General features: G+C 55.3%; 21 protein-coding genes. 6 read left to right on the top strand and 15 right to left on the bottom strand.

The window, feature by feature from the left end; genetic code table 11:
* Positions 1 to 103: 103 nt before the first annotated feature.
* From BMX55_RS10150 to BMX55_RS10085, 14 genes are all read right to left on the bottom strand, one after another.
* A complete protein-coding gene (locus tag BMX55_RS10150; protein WP_091456948.1) occupies positions 104 to 736 on the bottom strand; it encodes a protein phosphatase CheZ in 633 nt (210 codons plus the stop codon).
* A gap of 12 nt (positions 737 to 748) precedes the next feature.
* Complete coding sequence (gene cheY / locus BMX55_RS10145; protein WP_281242833.1) at positions 749 to 1,132, bottom strand: chemotaxis response regulator CheY; 384 nt, start codon at positions 1,130 to 1,132, stop codon at positions 749 to 751.
* 65 nt (positions 1,133 to 1,197) lie between these two features.
* The gene (gene motB / locus BMX55_RS10140) at positions 1,198 to 2,139 is read right to left on the bottom strand and encodes a flagellar motor protein MotB (protein ID WP_091456945.1); all 942 of its coding nucleotides are present in this window, start codon (positions 2,137 to 2,139) and stop codon (positions 1,198 to 1,200) included.
* Positions 2,140 to 2,147: 8 nt separating this feature from the next.
* Entirely contained in the window at positions 2,148 to 3,005 is an 858-nt protein-coding gene (gene motA / locus BMX55_RS10135) for a flagellar motor stator protein MotA (protein WP_091456942.1), read from the bottom strand.
* Between the two features lie 150 nt (positions 3,006 to 3,155).
* A complete protein-coding gene (locus tag BMX55_RS10130; RefSeq protein WP_091456938.1) occupies positions 3,156 to 5,885 on the bottom strand; it encodes a glycosyltransferase in 2,730 nt (909 codons plus the stop codon).
* A 22-nt stretch (positions 5,886 to 5,907) separates the two neighbouring features.
* Positions 5,908 to 6,726 carry a hypothetical protein gene (locus tag BMX55_RS10125; protein WP_091456935.1) on the bottom strand — a complete coding sequence of 273 codons (819 nt, stop codon included), beginning with the start codon at positions 6,724 to 6,726 and terminating at the stop codon, positions 5,908 to 5,910.
* 66 nt (positions 6,727 to 6,792) lie between these two features.
* Positions 6,793 to 7,575: a cephalosporin hydroxylase family protein gene (locus BMX55_RS10120; protein WP_091456931.1), complete on the bottom strand. Its 783-nt coding sequence runs from the start codon at positions 7,573 to 7,575 to the stop codon at positions 6,793 to 6,795.
* A gap of 7 nt (positions 7,576 to 7,582) precedes the next feature.
* The gene (locus BMX55_RS10115; RefSeq protein WP_091456927.1) at positions 7,583 to 8,230 is read right to left on the bottom strand and encodes an acetyltransferase; all 648 of its coding nucleotides are present in this window, start codon (positions 8,228 to 8,230) and stop codon (positions 7,583 to 7,585) included.
* Positions 8,217 to 9,332, bottom strand: coding sequence for a DegT/DnrJ/EryC1/StrS family aminotransferase (locus BMX55_RS10110; protein ID WP_091456923.1), 1,116 nt, complete (start codon positions 9,330 to 9,332; stop codon positions 8,217 to 8,219). Before BMX55_RS10110 ends, BMX55_RS10115 begins: the two co-directional genes overlap by 14 nt.
* Entirely contained in the window at positions 9,329 to 10,555 is a 1,227-nt protein-coding gene (locus tag BMX55_RS10105; protein ID WP_091456920.1) for a class I SAM-dependent methyltransferase, read from the bottom strand. The genes BMX55_RS10110 and BMX55_RS10105 overlap by 4 nt, the downstream gene beginning before the upstream one ends.
* An 11-nt stretch (positions 10,556 to 10,566) precedes the next feature.
* Positions 10,567 to 11,127: a dTDP-4-dehydrorhamnose 3,5-epimerase family protein gene (locus tag BMX55_RS10100; RefSeq protein WP_091456917.1), complete on the bottom strand. Its 561-nt coding sequence runs from the start codon at positions 11,125 to 11,127 to the stop codon at positions 10,567 to 10,569.
* Entirely contained in the window at positions 11,124 to 12,185 is a 1,062-nt protein-coding gene (rfbG, locus tag BMX55_RS10095) for a CDP-glucose 4,6-dehydratase (protein ID WP_091457269.1), read from the bottom strand. Before rfbG ends, BMX55_RS10100 begins: the two co-directional genes overlap by 4 nt.
* A gap of 5 nt (positions 12,186 to 12,190) precedes the next feature.
* Positions 12,191 to 12,961, bottom strand: a complete 771-nt coding sequence (gene rfbF, locus BMX55_RS10090) for a glucose-1-phosphate cytidylyltransferase (protein ID WP_091456914.1) — start codon at positions 12,959 to 12,961, stop codon at positions 12,191 to 12,193.
* A 94-nt stretch (positions 12,962 to 13,055) separates the two neighbouring features.
* Positions 13,056 to 14,609, bottom strand: a complete 1,554-nt coding sequence (locus BMX55_RS10085) for a flagellin N-terminal helical domain-containing protein (protein WP_091456910.1) — start codon at positions 14,607 to 14,609, stop codon at positions 13,056 to 13,058.
* 343 nt (positions 14,610 to 14,952) lie between these two features.
* On the opposite strand from BMX55_RS10085, the gene BMX55_RS10080 reads away from it, so the two are divergent.
* From BMX55_RS10080 to BMX55_RS10060, 5 genes are all read left to right on the top strand, one after another.
* A complete protein-coding gene (locus BMX55_RS10080) occupies positions 14,953 to 16,458 on the top strand; it encodes a flagellin N-terminal helical domain-containing protein (RefSeq protein ID WP_091456905.1) in 1,506 nt (501 codons plus the stop codon).
* A gap of 61 nt (positions 16,459 to 16,519) precedes the next feature.
* Positions 16,520 to 16,834, top strand: a complete 315-nt coding sequence (locus BMX55_RS10075) for a hypothetical protein (RefSeq protein ID WP_091456901.1) — start codon at positions 16,520 to 16,522, stop codon at positions 16,832 to 16,834.
* A gap of 182 nt (positions 16,835 to 17,016) precedes the next feature.
* Entirely contained in the window at positions 17,017 to 18,432 is a 1,416-nt protein-coding gene (gene fliD / locus BMX55_RS10070; RefSeq protein WP_091456896.1) for a flagellar filament capping protein FliD, read from the top strand.
* A 68-nt stretch (positions 18,433 to 18,500) separates the two neighbouring features.
* Positions 18,501 to 18,959 (top strand): flagellar export chaperone FliS, encoded by a 459-nt coding sequence (gene fliS, locus BMX55_RS10065; RefSeq protein WP_091456892.1) that lies wholly within the window; start codon positions 18,501 to 18,503, stop codon positions 18,957 to 18,959.
* 3 nt (positions 18,960 to 18,962) lie between these two features.
* Positions 18,963 to 19,262: a flagellar protein FliT gene (locus tag BMX55_RS10060; protein WP_091456889.1), complete on the top strand. Its 300-nt coding sequence runs from the start codon at positions 18,963 to 18,965 to the stop codon at positions 19,260 to 19,262.
* Positions 19,263 to 19,500: 238 nt separating this feature from the next.
* On the opposite strand, the gene fliE is transcribed toward BMX55_RS10060, so the two are convergent.
* The gene (gene fliE / locus BMX55_RS10055; protein ID WP_091456886.1) at positions 19,501 to 19,821 is read right to left on the bottom strand and encodes a flagellar hook-basal body complex protein FliE; all 321 of its coding nucleotides are present in this window, start codon (positions 19,819 to 19,821) and stop codon (positions 19,501 to 19,503) included.
* Between the two features lie 180 nt (positions 19,822 to 20,001).
* On the opposite strand from fliE, the gene fliF reads away from it, so the two are divergent.
* Positions 20,002 to 21,675: a flagellar basal-body MS-ring/collar protein FliF gene (fliF, locus tag BMX55_RS10050; RefSeq protein WP_091456883.1), complete on the top strand. Its 1,674-nt coding sequence runs from the start codon at positions 20,002 to 20,004 to the stop codon at positions 21,673 to 21,675.
* The last annotated feature ends 20 nt before the right edge of the window (positions 21,676 to 21,695 follow it).

The following is a 21,695-nucleotide window of genomic DNA, read 5'->3' as shown; positions in this document are numbered from 1 at the left end:
GACGGGGTAGTCATGCCATTGTCGTAAGCAACGACGAAATCTAAAGCCCGAAAAGAGGGCCAGTGGCCCCGCTTATTCGGGCTGTTTGGGGGGCTGAGGCGGATTAAAAACCCAAGCTGGCTAGCAAGTCGTCTACCTCAGATTGGTCGGTAACGACATCGGGGGTATTTTCTGGATCGACCACCGGCCCTGCCAAATGCTCGTGGGGAGGCTCCACTGGCATGGGTGGGGCTACCCCAGGCGGGGCAGTATCCAGCACCAATTGCAGCAGCTGCTCTTCAATGGTAGCTGCCAAAGACACCACGCGGGCAATGACCTGACCGGTAAGGTCATGAAAGTCTTGCGCCATCATGATTTCGGTCAGGTGTTCGTCGGAGGTGCGAGAAATTTTCTCAACGTCGTTGAGAAAATTCATGATCTCACCCTTGGCCACAGCAGCGACGGGGTCTTTGATCAGTGAAGCGGTGACGCGGCGTGTTTCTTCGGCCAACAGATCATTTTGTGTCTTGGCCTGTTCTACGCGCCCCAGCACTTTCTCTGCAGCTTCGCCCGTCAGCCGGGCGATGTACGACAGACGGCTTTGCGCATCGGGCAATTCGCTCATGCTGGCACGTAGCTTTTTGGCATAGCCCAGCTCATTGAGCGAGTCGTGTAACTGACGCGTTAGCGTGCCAATCCGCTGGTGTACATCACCAACCGGAGCGCTGGCTGCAGGAGGGGTGTTGCTGGTATCCATAGCGATGATGGCCTACAGCCCCTGCTTTTTGATGATCAGATTGACCTTTTCTTCCAGCGTGGCCTTGGTAAAGGGTTTGACAATGTAGCCAGCAGCACCAGCTTGGGCGGCAGCTACGATGTCTTCTTTGCGGGCTTCAGCCGTCACCATCAGCACCGGTAGGTGCTTGAGTTTTTCATCGGCCTTGACTTCAGCCAATAGCTGAAAGCCATTCATGTTGGGCATGTTGATATCGGTGACGACAAAGTCAAACTTGCTCGAGCGCAGTTTGTGCAGTGCTGCCACACCATCTTCGGCTTCGTCAGCGTCAGAAAATCCGCTTTCTTTCAGTAGATTGCGGACGATGCGGCGCATCGTAGAGAAGTCGTCAACGATCAGAAAGCGAAGGTCAGACACGTGGGACCCTTTCGGTCGGGATTGCAGTATGTGTTGTCATGGGGCGAATAATAGATGGTGCCAGCCTAAGGTTTGGCACTGCCAGCGGGGGGATTTTCCTGCTTTTCATTGGGTGATGGTGCTGCGGGGAGAATCAGGGCACTTTTACTGAGCAATCTTTCTTCAGCTTCGCGCGTTAAAACCGTGATGGTAATACGTCGGTTGCCTGGTGCCCGTGGCTCGTCTGGTTGTAGCAGGTCGCTGTTGGCTAAACCGACCACGCGCGCCAGCTTGCTATCGGGCATACCTGCGGCCACCAGCTCACGGCGTGAGGCATTGGCCCGGTCGGCGGAAAGCTCCCAGTTGCTATAGCCACGTTGCCCAGCGCCATAGGGCACGGCGTCGGTGTGACCAGCCAAGCTGATGCGGCTTTCTACATCTGACAGCGAGGCACCAATGGCTTGCAAAATATCGCGCATATAGGGCTTGACCAAGGCGCTGCCGCTATCAAACATGGGGCGATTTTGGTCATCAACAATTTGGATTTGCAGGCCATCAGGAGTGACGTCAATGCGAATTTGTGATTTGTATTCGTTCAGGCGTGGGTTTTGCGTGATGATGGCATCAATTTTGGCACGCAATGACTTGATGCGCTGCGCATCTTGCTGTGCTTGTTGCTGTGCCTTGCTTTTGGCCTGATCCGATTTGTCTTTGTTTTCGGCATCAGCACGTTTGACTTGTCCATTCGCCTTGGTCAGATCGTTGCCCCCGCCTGGTAGCACGCTGTTGCTGTTGCCAGAGCCATCGCCTCCAGCTAGTGCTACCTTCATGGGTGAATTGAAATAATCAGCAATGCCTTGCAACTGTCCCTGTGCGGTAGAACCGAGCAACCACATCAGCAAAAAGAAGGCCATCATGGCCGTCATGAAGTCGGCGTAGGCAATCTTCCACGCACCGCCATGCACGGCATGGCCGCCCTTTTTGATGCGCTTGACGATGATTGGCTGAAGTTTTTTTTCGGTGGCCATGGCGTGGCTTACTTTTTACGTACGTATTCTTCCAGCTCCGAGAAGGTGGGGCGGTCGGTGGAGAACAGCACCTTGCGGCCAAATTCGATGGCTGTGGCAGGGTTGTAACCTTGCATACTGGCTAGCAACGTGCATTTGATGCACAGCAGCTCCTTGGCTGCATCGTCGGCTTTTTGTTCCATCAGGCCACCCAGTGGCTCCACAAAGGCGTAGGCCAGCAAAATGCCCAAAAAGGTACCTACCAGTGCCGATCCGACCATGCCACCGAGCACCGCTGGAGGCTGGCCCACCGAGCCCATGGTGTTGACCACGCCCAGCACGGCTGCCACGATACCAAAGGCGGGCAAGCCACCAGCTAGCCGGGCCATAGCCGCCACGGGGGCATGGGCCTCTTGGTGGTGGGTTTCGATTTCGTTGTCCATCAGGGACTCGATTTCGTGGGCGTTGAGGTTGCCTGAGACCATCATACGCAGGTAGTCGGTGGTGAATTCGACCACATGGTGGTCCGAGCCAACGGTGGGAAATTTCTTGAACAGCTCAGATTCGTGGGGCGCTTCGACATCGCCTTCAATGGCCATCAAGCCTTCTTTGCGCGCTTTTTGCAAAATTTCATAGAGCATGGCCATCAGCTCTAGGTAGCGCGCCTTGGTGTATTTGGAGCCTTTGAGGATGTTGGCCAGCTCCTTCATGGTGGACTTGAGCACCTTGGGCTGGTTGTTGATGACAAAGGCACCCAAGGCTGCGCCGCCAATGGTAGCCATTTCAAAGGGCAAGGCCTTGAGCACCACGCCAATATTGCCGCCGTGCAAGATGAACACGCCAAAGACGCAGACCAAGCTGACAAGGTAACCAATGATGATGGGCATGCTGGATGAATGGTGGCTGTGACAGGTGCTATCAGAACAAAAACGGTTTGCACAATGTACAAACGCGCGGCTGATGGATGGTAATGTACCGGAAGCCTCTTCGTTTTGACGCCCGCAGTAGTGGCAAAAAACGGGCTTAACCCGGCCTTATTACTCGGTCCAAGCACGATACCAAGTTTGGACGTTGGTGCCGGTCAATGTCCAGTCTCGGGCCACTTGGGCCTGTAGCGCCAGGCCGTCGCGGTGGCAGGCGCTCAAGTTAGAGACCCGCTCTAGGATGGCATCGTGCCAATCTTTGTAGCGGTTTTTGACCTTGGTGGCGGGCAAATCGCCTTGGTAGGGCGTAACGTCCGAGCATACCACTGGTACCCCGCACCAGCCATATTCGAGCAGCTTGAGGTTGGATTTACAGTCGTTAAAGGCATTACTCTCTACAGGGGCAATAGCCAAATCCCAGTCTTGGGTCAGGGCCATCAGTTTGGCGGGGTAGTCTAGCGTGGGCACACCGGGCACAAACTCTTGGATGTAGGGGCGGATGTTGTCTGGGCACATGCCCATAAAAACCCAGTCTACTTGGTCGGCTAAGTCTTTGATGACGCTGGCTACCATCTCCAAGTCGCCTTGGTGGCTGATGCCACCGGCCCAGCCCACACGGGGTTTTCTGCCCTCAGGGCGTGCTTGGCGCTTGGGGGGCGTAGCACCCCACATGGCCGGTGCCAAGCGGTTGAGTACCACGCGCACATCGTCGTTGTAGCCGCCCAACTCATGGGCCAGCGCTTCGGTAGAGACCACCAGCCGGTCGCACAGACCAATAGCCTTGAGCATCTTGCCGCGCAAGTCTTTGGGCATATGGTCGTAGTGGGCGCTTTTGAGCGGCACTTTGCTCAACTGGTCATCGACTTCGTAAATCTTTTTGATGCCCTTGAGCGGTGTGAGCGCCTTGAGGTGGTTGAGCATGATCTCGGTGTTGGGCCGCTGAAAAACCAAGGTGTCGGCACCGCTACGCAAAGCCAGATTGGGCGAGAAAATTTCGGGCGATACGCCCCCCCGGCACAAACCGGCGTCCAGCATAGCCTGCATCGGTTGGATGATGCGGTAGTGGCCGCAGCCTTGGTGGTCAGCAGGGAAGGCAGCAATTTTGTGTTGCACCGGTTGCGCAAACTGGTCAAAGCGTAGCAGGGCGTTGGATTCGGTTTCGTAGCCGCCACCAATCAGCGATAGATTGGGGTTGTAGGCCGGATCGTTGGCAATGATCTGGGGCCAGCGCAGGTACATGGCCGCCTGCTCGCGGTTAAAGCGCTGCAATTTTTGCTCTTGGCTGATGGTTTCGATATCGGCCTTTTGGCTGGCTGCGCTTTCGTGCAGCAGCGTGGCCAAGGGCGTCCAGACAATGCGCTGGCCGCTTTGGCCGATGCGTAGGCAAAAGTCCATATTGCTGTAAGAGACGCCAAAGCTGGCCTCGTCCATGCCACCCACAGCCTGACACACCGATTTGCGCACCAGCAGACAAGCGCCCGCCACCGCAGAGAAGTTTTGTGCCACTTGGGCACGAAACAGGTAGCCCGGCGCGTTGTTGTCCAATCCGAGCAGTGGGTGGTCTGCGGGGCCACCCAAGCCCATGACGACCCCGGCATGTTGCAAGGTGCCATCAGGGTAGAGCAGTCGTGCGCCCACAGCGCCCACGCCTTCGCGCAGGCCGTGGCGTACCATCTGCGTCAGCCAATCGGCTTGCAGCACGGCGGTGTCGTTGTTGAGCAGCAGGACAAATTCGCCGCGTGCTTGGGCCACACCCAGATTGTTGAGCCGCGATAGGTTGAATGGCCCCGGTGCCGATAGCACTCGGATTTGTTCGCTGCCCAAGGCAGACAAACCCTGCAAAAATTGACGTGCCTCTGGGGTTTGGCTGTCGTTGTTGAGCAGCAAAATCTCAAACGCCGGGTAATCGGTGTGTGACAGCAGGGAGTCAATGCAGCGGCTCAGTTGTGGCAGCAAATCCTTGGTCGGGATGATGATGCTGACCAGCGGCGTTTGCTCTAGCGGATAAATGACATGAAAAGTGCCCGGCCCCGGCCCTTCAATGACTTGGGCACCGGGCGCTTGGGTTTGCAAATGGCTTTCGAGCACTTGCGCTAGGCGTTGCCACATCTCTGAAGAGGTGGTGAATAAACTGTCTGCCGTGGTGGAAAAATGCAGCAGTACCAGCGGTAGGTGCAATACCGCCTTGCCCGGCAGCACGCTGGCCTCTAAGGCGCAGTGGTAGGCATCGGCCAAGTCTGGTAGGCCATGGCTGCCCAATACTTGTTGCGCCCAGCCGTTTTTGAGCAGCAGTGCCCGGCCCATATAGGGCAGGCTGCGCAGCAGGTCAATGTTGAGCCCAGGCTTGAGGCTCGGTTGCTGTGGCTGGCCGTCTGGCCCCCATTCATCGTGGTCGCAATAGACCAGCACGGTATCGGCCGTGGCTTGATCGACCAAGGTGCGCTCTAGCATGAACAAGGCTTGCGGCTCTAACGTGTCACCAGCGTGCAGCAGCAGTGTCCAGCCTTGCGCAAGGGCCTCGTTCCACAGAGGTGTTTGCTCGTTATGGATCTCTTGGACATGGTTTGCCGGGCGTGTTTGGCGCGCTAGGCTTGCGTGGGTGCGTTCCAGTAGCGCCTTGTTGTCTTGCGCTGGGCAGCAGACCAACACGCTCAGGTGCAGGCGCTCTTGCTCTGGCACTGGGGTGCAGCGTGCCGTGCTGGTGCGGAAAGACTCCAGCCAGTCGGCGTAAACTTGGTTTCTTTCGTCCACTTTGGCCTGTGCCACGATGGGGCCAAGGTGCTCTTTGAGTTTTTGCGTGATCTGGGACAACTTGGAGCGGCTGCCGCTGGCGGATGTGTTCATGCTGAAAGTGCTCAGAGGTGATTTAGGTTCCGGCGCGGTACTCTGTGGCACCAATATCTACCGTGTGCATGTAACCGATAATTTCTTGCGGAATCGTGTTGTCAAAAATCTCATGCAGCACCTTTTGCAGCAGGTAACTACCTAACCGTTCGTTGCAAAAAGACAGCGCGCGGCGGTGGTAGGCATCGAGTTTGACCGGTCGGTGCCGCTCCAGAAAATGCAGACATACCGCTTCGAGTTGTTCTGTGAGCGATAAGAAAATGTTGATAGGGAAAGTGCCAAACTCAATGCCGCCGGGAATAATAGTGGAATGGTTGAGTAGTTCAAAGCATTCTTGTGCGGTAATAAATTCCAATTCCACTGCTATAGCTAAATAACGTAGAAAATCTGGCGCTTGGTGTACGTGGGCATATTGCTGAAAAGTATTGCCAATGTTACGTGGGCTGGAAACGCAAAAGTATTGAGTGGGTTCGGCAAACCATGCACTATAGCTGGGAACCTGGGCAGCTTGGTTGATGAAGCGCATGCTGGGAAAGCTAGCCGTGGTGCTGCCAAATGAGCATCGGGAGATGAATTTACGATATTGCACTAAAGTGATGAGATCAAAATCAGAAAAATCCCGGTTTTGGTCACTTAAAAAGCGGCGAACGGCAAAAGTGCCAGAGGTTCCAGCAAGAAAGGGATGCCAAGCCATCAAGTCTGGATAGGCTTGATGTACATCAAGCACCTGCTGCTCCGTTTGCGGTGCTTGCCCCGCTGTCCCCAGCCAGACTATAGAGGCGGAAGGGTCAAGATCAATAGTGATTTTGGGCTGGTGGGTGATGCAAAAAATGGAGTGCATAATTCAAATTTATTAGGCGTATATATAATGATAAAAACGCATTTTTTGTTATTTAAAGCGCGAAAATTACCGAGTGCGCCGTAGATACCCATCTGGTGCAACAGTGATGCAAAGCTTGTTTTGCAGGTTGTTGTCTATTTCAAAATTACTATGTGTTTTTTGATATTCAAAAACAGCGGTTTTTGGGTTGTCTCCAGGGCCCCAAGGGCGGTCTTTGAAAAGAGATTTTGGCATATCTTCAATAATGGTGTCAAAGACAACGCAGTAGCTACCATAAGATACTAGAGGTGCATAAATCTCGAGTTCTGCTAGGACGTGCTCATGGGTGTGATTGCTGTCCAAAAATACCAGCACACGCTTATAATCTTTGGCAATTGCACGCACTTGTTCTGCAACCTCATCGGAGATGCTAGAGCCTTCTATCATTCGAATCCGTGATGCCATAGGGTGTGCTTCAATGGCTTGTCGGTTGTGTTCGCGGATGTCAATATCTATACCCAAGACCAAACGTTCTGAGTGTTTTGGGTCAATGCTGCTAGCGCCTTTCTCAATTGCATCTGTCATATCCAGTAGCGCTAACAAAGATGCGCTCAGTATGAGTGATCCTCCGTGAGCAATCCCGGTTTCAATAATGAGATCTGGTCGCACCGACCATATGATCTCTTGCACCGCTGCGATGTCCTGTGGGTATTGAATGATCGGTCGGCCCATCCACTCAAAATGATAAGAGTATTTTAAGGAATTTGCCTTGTTGATCCACTGTTGTGTGAGTCCTGCCAGCTCTGGGTCTTTCCCTTGTTGGGTAATTTCGCTAGCGCATTCTTGCTTAAATTGTTGATAGGGTGTCATAGATTTTTTATTTGCTGATGGGTTTTGCCGGATTCCCTGCAACCACGGCATGCGCAGCTACAGAACGGGTGACGACGGCTCCAGCCCCGACAACGGCATGAGCGCCAATGCGTAGCCGAGGCAGGATGACAGCACCTGCACCAATAAAGGCGCTAGTGTCGATTTGTACCAGTCCACATACAGTGGCTCCAGGGGCTATGTGTACGCCGTCCGCTACTGTGGATTCGTGGTCGATTGACGCATTATGATTGACGATACAGCCAGATCCGATACATGCTTGGGCACCAACCACCGCACCAGCTAGTACGTGACTACCTTCACCAATAGAGGCGGTCTTATCAACAAATGCCTGTGGATGTATCAAGGAATTGAGGCATAGCCCTGCGGCGCGGAATTTTTCTACGGCATACTGACGATCAGCACCACGCCCCCCGCCGATGCAAATCACTCCTGTGTAGCGATGGGGGTCGGCAGTTTCGTCTAACCAAAGACTCAGTGCATCCGATCCGTAGTACGCACGCGCCCCAAGAATTGGAGGTGTATCTGGGTTGATGTCTAGGGTTGCTGACACCCTGCCGCCCAACAGGTGTATGAGGCTGGTTAGTACCTTGGCATGACCAGATGCTCCCCAGAGCACGCAATCAAGCGCCAACATTGATTAGCCTCTTGAGCACATTGGACACACGAACAATATCTTGATCCGAGATGTCGTGATAACTAGGTAGGTTGATGGCTCGGTCGGGAATAGACCAAGCATGGTAATTGCTCGGTTTAGCCTCGAAGGGGGGTAGTGAAGACAAGGGCCAGAAAAATACGCGTGCGTCAATGTTTTCGGCGGTGAAGGCTGCAAGCATCATTTCTCGATTGACTTTGAGTTGGGGATCGAGAACAGCTGTAGGCATCCAGGCACCAATAGTGACGCCCAGAGGTTCTGGGTTTAGCGCAATTCCATCAATGCCACCGAGAAACTTGCGATACAGCCGGAAGATATCTTGCTTGCGTGAAATCAGTTCTTCAATGCGCTCTAATTGACCACAGCCGATAGCAGCCTCGATGTTAGACATTTTGTACTTGAAGCCCACCATGTCTGACCAGAATTGTTTTTTCTGTCCTTGTGCCCGACCGTGGTTGTTCAGAGTCAGCACCTTTTCGTAGAGTGCGCTATCGTTGGTCACAAACATGCCACCCTCTCCAGTTGTGACTGTTTTAGTGCCGTGGAAAGAAAAAGTCCCAAACTTACCCATAGAGCCAGCACGCTGACCATGCCAGATAGACCCAATCGCTTCTGCAGCATCTTCAATGACTGGGATACCATGCTTTTCACCAATAGCAAGCAAACGATCCATATTGCACAAATTGCCATAAAGATGCACTGCAATAATAGCTTTTGTTTTTGGAGTAATGGCTGCTTCGATTTTCTCTGGATCAATACACCATGAGTTTGCCAGAATATCCACAAAAATTGGTTTTGCTCCCAAATGAATAATTGGTGCAGCGGTGGCAATCCAATTGGTATCGGCCATAATGACTTCATCGCCAGGGCCAATACCTAGGGCGGCCATGCCAAGATGCAGTGCACCCGTACAACTGGAAGTAGCAATTGCGTACTGAACACCTAGGTGTTGTCTAAACATATCCTCAAAACGATGGATGTAGGCATAGCACTGATCACCCCAGCCATTGGCGGCAGCATCAGCGGCATAGCGTACCTCCAACTCAGTGATGGAGGGTTTGGTATAAAAAATGCGTGGCTTCATAAAAACTCCAATGTGGGCATGGCCACAGCCAATTGTCCGCCCCACTCTTGTACATACGCCAGTTGTGCCACTACCTCATCCTTCAAATTCCAAGGCAAAATCAACACGATGTCGGGGCGATGGGCACGTAGGTGGTCTTCATCCACAATCGGGATGCGGCTGCCGGGCAAAAATTGGCCCTGCTTGGCTGGGTTACGATCCACCACATAGGGCAGCAGATCGGAGCGTACCCCGGCAAAGTTGAGCAGGGTATTGCCCTTGGCGGCAGCGCCGTAGGCTGCTACCTTAAGGCCTTGGGCTTGTGCTTGGAGCAAGAAGGTCAGCAGTTCGCGTTTGATGCGCAGCGCCTGTGGTTGCAAGCTTTGGTAAAACGCAGCATGGCCCATGCCAGCGGTGGCTTCATGCTCGAGCAGGGCTGCTACGGCCGGTGTGGTTGGGCGCTCTAGGCCATCCGTGCGCCGAGCAAAAACGCGCAGGCTGCCGCCGTGGGTGGGCAGTTCTTGCACATCAAACACCGTCAGGCCGTTAGCGGCAAAAATACGCTGCACCGCCGTGAGCGATAGGTAAGAAAAGTGCTCGTGGTAGATGGTGTCAAACTGGCACTGCTCTACCAATTGCAGCAGGTGCGGAAACTCAAATGTGGCTACGCCGCTGGGCTTGAGTAAGCTGGCAAAACCAGCCACAAAATCATTGATATCGGGCACATGGGCCAGCACGTTGTTGGCTGCCATCAGGTCTGCGCTATGGCCTTGGGATGCCAGCTCTTGGGCTAGTGCGGTGCCAAAAAATTGCTCTACTACGGCAAGGCCCTTGGCCCGTGCGGCGGCAGCCGTGCTGGCTGTAGGTTCTACCCCTAGGCAGGGGATGCCGCGTTGGGCCACATATTGCAGCAGGTAGCCATCGTTGGCAGCAATCTCTACTACCTTGCTGTGCTCATTCAAGCCCCAGCGCTGCACCATCGCATCGACATAGGCTTGGGCATGGGCCAGCCAAGTGCTGGAGAAGGAGCTGAAATAGGCGTAATTGGCAGAAAAAAGTTCGTTGGCTTGGGCAAAGTCTTCGGTCTGGGCCAGCCAGCATTGCTCACATACCAGCACCCGCAGTGGGTACCAGCGCTCTGAGCCATGCAGGGCTGGAGCATCTAAGTAGGCATTAGACGGTGGGGCGGTGCCCAGATCGACCAAGGGTAGGGTGACAGGGGCGGCGCAGTGACGGCACTTCATGGCTAAGAACCTTATAGGGCAATGCCTTCAAATTCAGGGGGCAGCAGCGTATGGGCTGCATCGCGGGCTGACAAATTGGCTATCGGCAGGGGCCAAGCAATCGCCAACTGCGGCTCACTGACATGAACGGCAGCTTCGCAACTGGGGGTGTGGGGGGCTGAGTGCAGGTAGAGCAGTTCGGTGTGGTCTTGCAAGGTCTGAAAGCCGTGGGCGCAGCCGGGTGGGATCAGCAGCGCCGTGTGGTTCTCAGCAGACAGTTCTGTGGCATACCAGCGCAGAAAGGTGGGCGACCCGGCCCGCAAATCCACCACGACATCCCAAACGGCCCCGTGCAGACAGCTGACCAGTTTGGCCTCGGCGGCAGGTGGGCGCTGGTAGTGCAGGCCACGCACGGTGCTGCGCTGCACGGTGTGGGTGTGGTTAATTTGGGCGATAGGCCCATGCCAGCCCGCATCAGCCAGCTCTTGGGCGCAAAACAGCCGGGTGAGCGCACCGCGTGCATCGGCCAAGGGCTGGCGCTGTATTTGCATCAAGCCGGGCAGCGGCGTGGCGGTGACGACAAAGCGGCTCATGGGGTGGCTTTTAAATAGCGGTCGATATCTGCATGGCACAAAGCGCAGGCATCGGCCCCTTGTTGTTGGGCACGGTACCACGCCATCGTGTGCTCCACGGCGGTGGCCAAGGGCCAACGTGGCTGCACGCCCAACTTGCTGCGAGCCTGTGCGGTCTCTAGCGCCAGCCAGCGCGCTTCGTGTGGGCCTTGATGCTGGTCGTCATAGCGAACACCGGCACTGGGATAAGCGCGGGCTGCCAGTTCAATCACCTGTTGTACGGTGGCGGCTTCGTGGGGTAATGGGCCAAAGTTGTAGGCTCCTGCCAAGGGGGGCTGTTGCCACAGAGCTTGAGCCAATTGCAAGTAAGCAGCCAGTGGCTCTAGCACATGCTGCCAAGGGCGGGTAGACTGGGGCTGGCGGATGTGTAAGGTAGCGCCCTGCTCCCAAGCACGCACGGCATCAGGCAACAGCCGATCCGCAGACCAATCGCCACCGCCCATCACATTGCCTGCCCGCGCCGTGGCTACAGCCACCCCTTGTGCTTGCAAAAATGCCTCGCGGTAGCTGGCCGTTACTAATTCGGCAGCGGCTTTGCTGGCGCTGTAAGGATCATGGCCGCCTAGGGGGTCGCTCTCGCGGTAGGGGTAGGCCCACTCACGGTTGCGATAAACCTTGTCAGTGGTAATAACCAGCGCGACGCGCACGCTGCCCAATCCGCGCAGGGCATCCAATACGTGGGCCGTGCCCATGACATTGGTTGCGTAGGTTTCCAGTGGTGCCGCATAACCCGGGCGCACCAGCGCTTGGGCTGCCAGATGCAGCACTATTTCTGGTTGTGTCGTCCGCACCACGGAGGCCACGGCGGCGGCATCGCGAATGTCGATGAAGTGGTTGTTCATGCCTTGTGCCACATCGGCCAGCGTGAACAGCGCTGGGGTCGTAGCAGCAGGCAATGCGATGCCAGTAACTTTGGCCCCCAAGCGTTGCAGCCACAGTGCCAACCAAGCGCCTTTAAAGCCCGTGTGGCCGGTGAGCAGTACGCGCTTACCGTGCCAGAAATGGATGTTTGGTGTCATACCGTTCACCATTGTTTCCACGGTGCTTGACCCGATTGCCACAGTTCTTCCAGCAGGTTCTTTTCGCGCAGTGTGTCCATCGGTTGCCAAAAGCCGCTGTGCTCAAATGCACAGAGTTGGCCTTGGGCCGCCAAGGTATTCATCGGCGCAGCCTCCCAACTGGTTTGGTCCCCCTCAATGAGGTCAATCACTTCGGGTTGCATGACAAAAAAACCGCCGTTGATAAGGCCACCATCACCTCGGGGCTTTTCGGTAAAGGCGCTGACCCGGTGGCCGTCTAGTTGTAGTGCGCCATAGCGCCCTGGCGGTTGTACGGCAGCCACTGTGGCCAGTTTGCCATGGGCTTGATGGAAGGCAAATTCTGCCGTCAAATCAATATCGGCCACGCCATCGCCATAGGTAAAAGCAAAAGGCTCTCCAGCCGTTAAATAATCACGTACCCGGCGCAAGCGACCGCCCGTCAGAGTGTTTTCTCCGGTATCCACCAAGGTCACGCGCCAAGGCTCGGCATGGCGGCGGTGTACTTCCATACGGTTTTGGGCCATGTCAAAAGTCACATCCGACATGTGCAGAAAGTAATTGGCAAAATACTCCTTAATCACATAGCCCTTGTAGCCCAAGCAGATGATGAAATCATTCACCCCGTGGGCCGCGTACATTTTCATGATGTGCCACAGGATAGGCCGACCACCAATCTCGATCATCGGTTTGGGGCGCAGGTGTGATTCTTCAGAAATACGGGTGCCCAAGCCCCCGGCAAGGATAATGGCTTTCATGTTGGCGTGGCGAGAAGCCGTAAGTGGAGATGGCCAATAAAAAAGCCAGCGCGCCTGGCGGGCGGCTGGCTGGCGCAGGCGCTAGCGCTGGCTTTTACTTCAGCAGCGACAGCACGCCCTGCGGAATCTGGTTGGCTTGGGCCACCATGGCGGTGCCGGCCTGCTGCAAAATCTGTACCCGCGACAAGTTGGCTGTTTCCACCGCAAAGTCGGCATCCATAATGCGTGAACGCGAGGCTGACAGATTCTCGGAGGTGATGTTCAGGTTGTTGATGGCTGTCTCAAAGCGCGATTGCATGGCACCGAGCTTGGCACGTTCACCACTGACAAAGGCCAAAGCCGAATCCACCGTTTTCAGCGCTTGGGTGGCCTTTTCGAACGAGGTCACATCCAAGTCAGAGACCTTTTGCAGTTCCGATGCGCCTGCTGTTACAGCACCGCTGGTATCGGCCACGACGGTAAACGATTGGTTCGAGTCCAGAGTGAGGTAACCACTGCTGGTGACAACGTTGCCAGAGCCGGCGTTGTCGATTTGTGTACCGCTGGCAGCATTGAAAGGCAGCGTGGCAGCGCCGGCAGTCGTATACGCTTGGCCATCAGCAGCCAGCTTGTAGACATCGATAGTTTCGGCGTTATTGATGCCGGTCACGCTGCCCACCGAAATATCGTTGCCGGCAGCATTGGTCAAAAGCAGTTGTTTGCCGTCAGAGGACAGGCTGGCGGTGATGCCAGTTTTGGCCGATTGTTCATTCACCGCTGCCACTGCCGGGGCCAAGCGGTCGGAGCCGGTGCTCGCTTCTAGGCTAAAGGCAATATTGAGCGTGTTGGGTGCGTTGTCGGACTTGAGCGTCAGTGAGAACGAACCGCTGGCGGGTGGTGTGGCACCTGTCGGATCACCAAACACCAGTGCCACTTGGGTACGGGCCGTGGCCATCACACCTGTTTTATCCGAGATACCATTGACTTTGTTGGCAATGCTGGCTGCAGTTTCAGGTGGAGTGATAGTAATAGAGCCGCTGGTGGGTGAACCATTCAGATCCAATTGGCCAGCATTGATACCATTGGGTTGGGGGTCAGCCAAAGCGCCGGGCGCTTGGGCTTGGACGCCAAAACCACTCGAAGCAGCATTCTGGTTATTGCCGTAGGTGGTAGCGCGCATATTGGCGGTATTGGCGACAATAGTTTGGTTGGCGTTGGCACCTACTTGGAACTGCGCGGTACCAAAAGTGCCGTCGAGCAATTTCTTGCCGTTAAATTCGGTAGTTTGCGAAATGCGATCTAACTCAGCTACCAGTTGGCTTACTTCTTGTTGCAAGGCTTTGCGGTCAGAGCTGCTGTTGGTTGCGTTGGCCGATTGCACGGCCAGTTCACGCACACGTTGCAAAATATCGCCCGAGGCCTTCAGGGCCCCTTCGGCCACTTGAGACAACGAGATACCGTCATTGGCGTTGCGTGCTGCTTGATTGGTGCCACGGATTTGGCTGGTAAAGCGTTCCGAAATCGCCAAGCCAGCAGCGTCGTCTTTAGCGGTATTGATCCGCAGGCCCGATGACAGCCGGTTGATCGACGTATTCAGCGACGCTTGGCTGGTGCTCAGGTTGCGCTGTGCGGTCAAGGAAGCGACGTTGGTGTTGATAGTGGATGCCATCGCATAACTCCTACAGAGGTGTAAACAAATACATCTGCCGGTTCAAGGGATCTGCCCGGCGGACTTGGGTGGAACGATGGAGGTGATTGTGGAGACCGCTGCGTTTGGCGTTTGCCCGATAAGACGCACAAAAGTGCGCCAATCTTGCAATTTGCCCTTAAGTTTTCTGCGCACTACCCGAAAATAGTGGTGCTAAGACACTGTGGCGCTAGGCAGTAGCCGGTAGTTCTTCCCCTTATCCCTGCGGGCAACGGGTAAGACACCGCTTCAGCGGGTGCATACTGTGGTTTCTTTGTTGGCGGCAACGCCATCTTTCAGTCGTTTCTTTTTTAGGAGCTTTGTTATGGCATCCACCATCAATACCAATGTCGCTTCCCTGACCGCACAGCGCAACCTCAGCGCCAATCAGGCTTCTTTGAACACAGCTATCGGCCGTCTGTCTTCCGGTATGCGTATCAACAGCGCTAAGGATGATGCTGCTGGTTTGGCCATTTCTGAGCGTTTTAGCAGCCAAATCCGTGGTACCAACCAAGCCATTCGCAATGCTGGCGATGGCATCTCCATGGCGCAAACCGCTGAAGGCGCACTCAAGTCCTCCGGCGAAATCTTGCAACGTGTGCGTGAACTGGCCGTGCAATCGTCCAATGCCACCAACAGCGCCAGTGACCGCAAGGCGCTGCAAGAAGAAGTGAACCAGTTGGGTTCCGAGTTGGATCGCATCGCACAAACCACCGAATTCAACGGCAAGAAACTGCTCGATGGCAGCTTTGGTTCGCAACAGTTCCAAGTGGGTGCCAATGCCAACCAAACCATCACTGCTGCTACGTCTAATATGCGTACCAACAGCTACGGTAACAACCAAATGACCGCCAGCGGCTCTGTCGCTCTTGCCGGTTCTGGTGTTGGTGGTAATGGTGTTGCTGGCGGTACCGCCAACGTCTATGGCACCGCAGGCAGTGGTGCCATCGTGGTTGCCGCTGGTGCTACTGCCAAAGACATCGCTGGCTTGGTCAATGCCCAGAGCGACAAGACTGGCGTGACTGCCACGGCCATCACTAAGGCTGAGTTGACTTTCAGTGCTACAGGTACTTACTCTCTGAACCTCAAGTCTGACAACGCTACAGCATCGTCGGTCAACTTCAGTGTGTCGGCCACAGGTACCGCTGACGGTCTGGCTGCTGCTGTGACGGCTATTAACGACGTCTCGTCCAAGACTGGTATCACTGCCGCTGTCAACAAGGCTGGTACAGGCATTGAACTGACCAATGCGGCTGGCAATGACGTCGTGGTGTCTGATACAGGCGCTGCCAATGGCGGTGATGCTTCTTTGGCCAAGATTGACCAGTACGGCGCGGTGGATGCCACGGCAGTGGTTGCAGCCAATGCTGCTGGTGCTGCTGGTGGTGCTACTGTGGGTGGCGTCGTGACTCTGGATTCGAGCAAGGGCTTTACCGTGGTCGATGCCTCCAACACGTTGTCTGGCAGCGTTGATGATGGCACTGGTACCAAGGTGGCAACCGGTGCTTCGAATCTGAATGCCGTTTCTGGTCTGGATATCACCAGCTTTGATGGTGCTACCAAGGCCCTCAAGACGGTGGATTCGGCCATCTCCTTCATCAGCAGCGAACGCGCCAAGCTCGGTGCCGTGCAATCGCGCTTTGAAACCGCCATCACCAACCTGAGCACTTCGTCGGAGAACATGTCTTCTGCCAAGTCGCGCATTCAAGACGCTGACTTTGCGGTGGAAACGGCTAACCTGTCGCGTGCGCAGATCCTGCAACAGGCCGGTACCGCCATGGTGGCTCAGGCCAACCAGCTGCCGCAAGGCGTGATGTCACTTTTGCGATAAGCCGCAGGGGCTGGAGGGGACTTTCTCGGCTGCTCCCTCTGCTTCCTCTGATGAAGGTGCTTTGAAAGAAACACCTGAAAAAGAGAAAGCAGAGAAGAAAAAGCAAACCGAGGCAGAAAAAGCCCGCTCCGAGGCGAAGGCAAAAGAGAAAAAAAAATCCAAGTCTGCCGATGCCTTCTCCCCCAACGCCAAAACCCGCAAAAGTGCGGGTTTTTCGTTGGAGCAGGATTCTTCTCCAGAGGCAGGCACCATCGACGCCAGCCAAGCGCAGCACACAGCCCAGCTGTCGCGCACGCAAATGGTGCGGGGTGCCGACGCCGCCTTGGTCGCTCAGGCCCGTCGGTTGTCTCCTAAAGTGTTGGTTTTGTTGTATTGATGGACTTCTTTGCACGCATGGTTTTGTTAGCGGTGGCCGTGGTGCCACCGCTTTTTTTTGTACTAGAACGGCTCTTAGTGTTGCCGATAGCTTGCGAATTGGCGGGTTTAGGCGTACGTTTACGAAGGTTCACGGTGTTGGGGCAGCGCCATAATTGCCCTTGAAATTTTCAGGAGTTTGGCATGGCATCCATTTCATCAGTCGGTGTAGGTAGCGGCTTGGACATCAAGTCCATCGTTTCAAAGTTGGTGGAACTGGAGAAGGCGCCACTGGCAAAGCTGAAGTTAGAAAAATCTACAGTTGACGCCAAAATTTCTGCATTCGGGCAGATCAAGTCGCTGGTGTCCACCCTGTCGGATGCAGCCAGCAAACTGAGCAGCGTTACCGGCTGGAACGGGGTAACGACCACTTCGTCTGATAGTGCCTTTGTGAGTGCAACTGCCGTTGGGGGCACCTTGCCTACCAACTTCAATGTAGAAGTGACAGCATTGGCGAAGGCTCAGTCTACGGCCTCTAATTCCATCAGTGGTGCGGTCGGTTCCGGTACGCTAAAAATTGCGCTGGGTAAGTGGGATGCCACTGGCCCTGGTGCAACCGGGGTGTTCACAGGAAAAACCCCTGCTTCTTCCGTAGATATTACCGTCTCCGCTTCTGATACTGTCGCAGACATTGCCAGCAAGATCAACGGTGCCAATGCTGGGGTCACAGCCACTATCCTGACCGATGCTAGCGGCCAGCGTTTGCTCTTACGCAGCAAAGACACTGGCGAGGATTTTGGTTTTAGCCTCACTGCTACTGGGGGTACGCCGGGTGGATTAGATCGTTTGGCCTCCACCGCGATTGATCCTGCAGCCACCGAAAAAGCCGCTAATGCTGCGGCCAAGGTCAATGGCATCAGCGTTACTTCTAGCACTAACACCTTTGCAAACACTGTAGCTGGCGTGACCTTCAAGGCAGAAAAAATGCCCGACACTGGCACCAAGTCTGTGCAGGTCAGTGTGACCAAAGACAACAGCGCCATTCAGGCCAACATCAATGCCTTTGTTGAGGCCTACAATGCCGTCAACTCTTACCTGTCTGACGCCACCAAATACGATGCTGGCACCAAAGAGTCCGGCTTGTTTCAGGGCGACTCGACCGCCATCGGCTTGCAAAACTCGCTGCGCGCAGCGGTGCAGTCGGTGTCTAAGGGCTCGTCGGTGTTCAAGACCTTGAGCGATATTGGCGTTGGCTTTCAGCGTGGAGGAAATTTGGCTATTGACTCGGGCAAATTGTCTAAGGCCCTTAACAATGTCGATGAAGTGAAAAAGATGTTTCGGGGTTCAGAGTCTAGCCCCAGTGGTATCGCTGCCACGGTGAAGTCCATGACTACCAACATGCTCAGTACCGATGGTTTCTTTAAGACCAAAGATAACTCGTTGCAATTGAGTCTCAAGAGCAATAGCAAGGCCCAGAAGGGGGTGGAGGCAGCAGCCACCAATCTGGAGACGAGGCTCAATGCCCGCTACAGCGCGCTAGACAGCCAGATGTCTAAGCTCACTGCCTTGAATTCTTACGTTAGCCAGCAAATTACCACCTGGAATAAATCGACGGGCTAGGGGTGGCCTCTTTAGTCTTTGGCTGAATAGCCGATATCCCCCATTATTCTCCCCTAAGGATTGACAGCATGTTTAGCCCCAATCGCAGCCGTGCCGCCTCTGCCTACCAGCGCATCAATGTCGAAACCAGTATGCACACGATGGACCAGCACCAGCTGGTGCATCTGTTGTATCAGGGCGTGCTTGATGCGGTGACTGCGGCACGGGGTGCCATCGCCCGCAATGACGTGGCACTCAAATGCAACAGCATTGCTAAGGCGATGCGTATCATTGAAGAAGGGCTGGCTACCGCGCTAGACCGTGAAAACGGCGGCGAAATTGCCCGAAATTTGAGCGATTTGTATGAGTATTGTTTGGGTCGTCTGGTGCAGGCCAATATGCACAACGACGATGCCATGCTTGAAGAAGTGGCCCATATCATTGGGCCTATTGCCCAAGGTTGGAGCGAAATGAAAAACCCCGGTGCGGCCACCCCCGCCCCGGACGGTGCCCCGCAGGCCGGGCACGCCGTAACCACAGAGGGTTGAGCCATGCCAGAAATGTTGATCGACTATTACAAGGCCATCGAGGCCAGCAGCGTCAAGATGCTGGAAGCTGCCCAGCACAAAGACTGGGATGGCGTGGTGCGCTACGAGACGGCCTGTGCCGTGCTGATTGAGCAGTTGCGCACCAAAGCCAATAAGATGGAGCTGCTGCCCGAACATCGGCGTGAAAAGACGCGCATCATGCAGCGCATTTTGCACAATGATGCCCAGATTCGTTGCTTGGCAGAGCCTTGGCTGGCGCAGTTTGAGCATATGTTTCAAGGCCAGCCGCAACTGATCCACTGAGCTCTTCTGTTCCCGTTGGAGCCTAGGCCGCCTTCCCCTGTGCAGGGGTGGGCGGCTTTGTTTTTTCCGGCTTCTGTGCTTGGTGCTTGCAGGCACTGACAAAAAGCAAAAAGCCCGACCTGTGGATCGACAGGACGGGCTTTTTGTGGTGCAAACCGGGGTGGGGTAGGTGGTGTGGGTTCAATCGATGTTATACCCCCTGAAAAAATGCAGTAAAACGTGGCACACCATCAGGTGGTTACACCTGCATGTTCATGATATCGGTATAGGCTTGTACCATGCGGTTGCGCACATGCAACGACGCTTGGAAGGCCACTTGCGATTTTTGCATGGCCACCATAGTCTCTTCCAAACTCACCTTGGGGTTTTCTAGCTGCACTTCGCGTTGCAAGTGAGTGGCCTGGTTTTGCGCCGTGCTGACCGATTGCAGAGCGCTTTTGAAGGCGGTGTAAAAGCCCTCGTCCTCAACGTTGTTGCGTTGGACGGCCGCCGCCGCACGGCGCAGCTGGTCGGCACTGGAGGAGGGGGAGATAGGGGATGAGGTGGTGCGGATGTCCATGATGGTCTTGCTCTCTCAAGGCTGGCGATGGCGTCAATCGTAGGCGCAGCGCCTACTTTGCAGCAGGACAAATAGATGGACAAAGGTGGGGCTTATCTGCCGAGTGATCGGGGGCTGAATTCCCATAATCGGATGCACGCAAAGTCCGTGTATTCGGACGCTGTATTACTGGAATAAAAAATGTCTGCCATTGCTGAACTACCTGCCACCGCCACTCCGTCAGCCCGGCCTGTCTGGCTGCAGCGTCTGTCTGCGCTAGACAGCGGACAGCGTCTACGCCTAGGAGGCGGTGTAGCCCTGTTAGTGGCTGCCGTGCTGGTGGCACTGATGCTCAACCGCCAGCCGGACTACAAGGTGCTGTTTTCTAACCTGAGCGACAAAGATGGCGGCGCCATTGTGGCCCAGTTGTCGCAAATGAACGTGCCTTACAAGTACACCGAGGGCGGGGGCGCGATTTTGGTGCCCACTGAGCGTGTGCATGACGTACGTTTGCGCTTGGCCTCACAGGGGTTGCCCAAAGGCTCAGTGTCGGGGTTTGAACTGACCGATTCCAACCGTTTTGGCACGACACAGTTCCAAGAGCGGCTCAATTTTCAGCGGGGTTTGGAGGGAGAGCTGACGCGCTCTATCCAATCGCTGTCGTCGGTGCAAACAGCGCGTGTGCATTTGGCCTTACCCAATCAAAACGGATTTTTTCGGGAGCAGCAAAAGCCTTCGGCCTCGATCTTGGTGAGCTTGCACCCCGGCCGTATGTTGGATAAAGCACAGCTGGCGGGCATTGTGCACTTGGTGGCCTCTAGCGTGCCTGAGCTGGCCCCTTCTGCTGTGAGTGTGCTCGACGATACCGGCAAGCTGCTGTCCAAATCCCCCGATGGGGCCGACGATAAGGGCTTTGATGCCCAGCAACTGCTGTACGTGCAGCAAATGGAGCAGATGTACACCAAGCGGGTCATGGACATTTTGGAGCCCGTAGTGGGGCGCAGCAATATCAAGGCCCAAGTGACCGCAGAGGTCGATTTCAGCCGTACCGAATCGACGCAAGAGCAGCACCGGCCTAACCAAAATGCCGATGCCAGTGCTATCCGCAGCCAACAGGTGCTAGAAAGCACCAGCAATCAGGCAGAGCCGACGCCACCCACCGGCATCCCTGGTGCAGCCACTAATCAGCCCCAGCCACCCCAACCTGCTACGGCTCCTATCAATGGGCCTAACCCTGCCCCGACGGCTGCTGGTAGCAGTAAACTGGCCACTGCCAATAGCAAGCGCGAGTCCATCACCAATTACGAAGTCGATAAGACCGTGCGCGTCACCCGTGGCAACAGTGGCACCATCAAACGCCTGACAGCGGCGGTGGTGGTGAACTACCAGAACGCGGTCGATGAAAAGGGCAACCCTGTCACTAAGGGCATGACTCCAGAGCAGCTAGCGCAGATGACGGCTTTGGTGCGCGAGACCATCGGCTTTAATCCTGAGCGTGGTGATTCGGTCAACCTGATGAACACTCCCTTCCAAGCCGATGCCGGCAAGATCGAAGCCTTGCCGTTTTGGAAACAGCCAGAAACTTTGGAGCTGGCACGCAGCTTTGCGTGGCCAGTCGGTATTGCTCTCTTTGCAGCCTTGGTCTTGCTCGGCTTGGTGCGCCCAGCCATCAAGGCGCTGGCACCACCTACCCCAGAAGAGACTGCGCAGCTCAATGCACTAGAAGCCGATGTCTTGGATCGCCCAGCCTTGGCTCCACCTAAGCCCGGTGACCCAGCGCCTGAGCAGTTGCGCCTAGAAGAGGCTCGTGCCTTGGCGCGACAAAATCCGATTGCGGTTGCTAACATTGTGAAAACTTGGGTTAATGGCGAGTAACGCCAATGTCCAACCCGCTT

The organism is Giesbergeria anulus (assembly GCF_900111115.1).
Taxonomy (GTDB): Bacteria; Pseudomonadota; Gammaproteobacteria; order Burkholderiales; family Burkholderiaceae_C; genus Simplicispira; species Simplicispira anulus.
The sequence above is the reverse complement of the archived record's forward strand: the minus strand, read 5'-3'. Positions and strand labels throughout refer to the sequence as shown.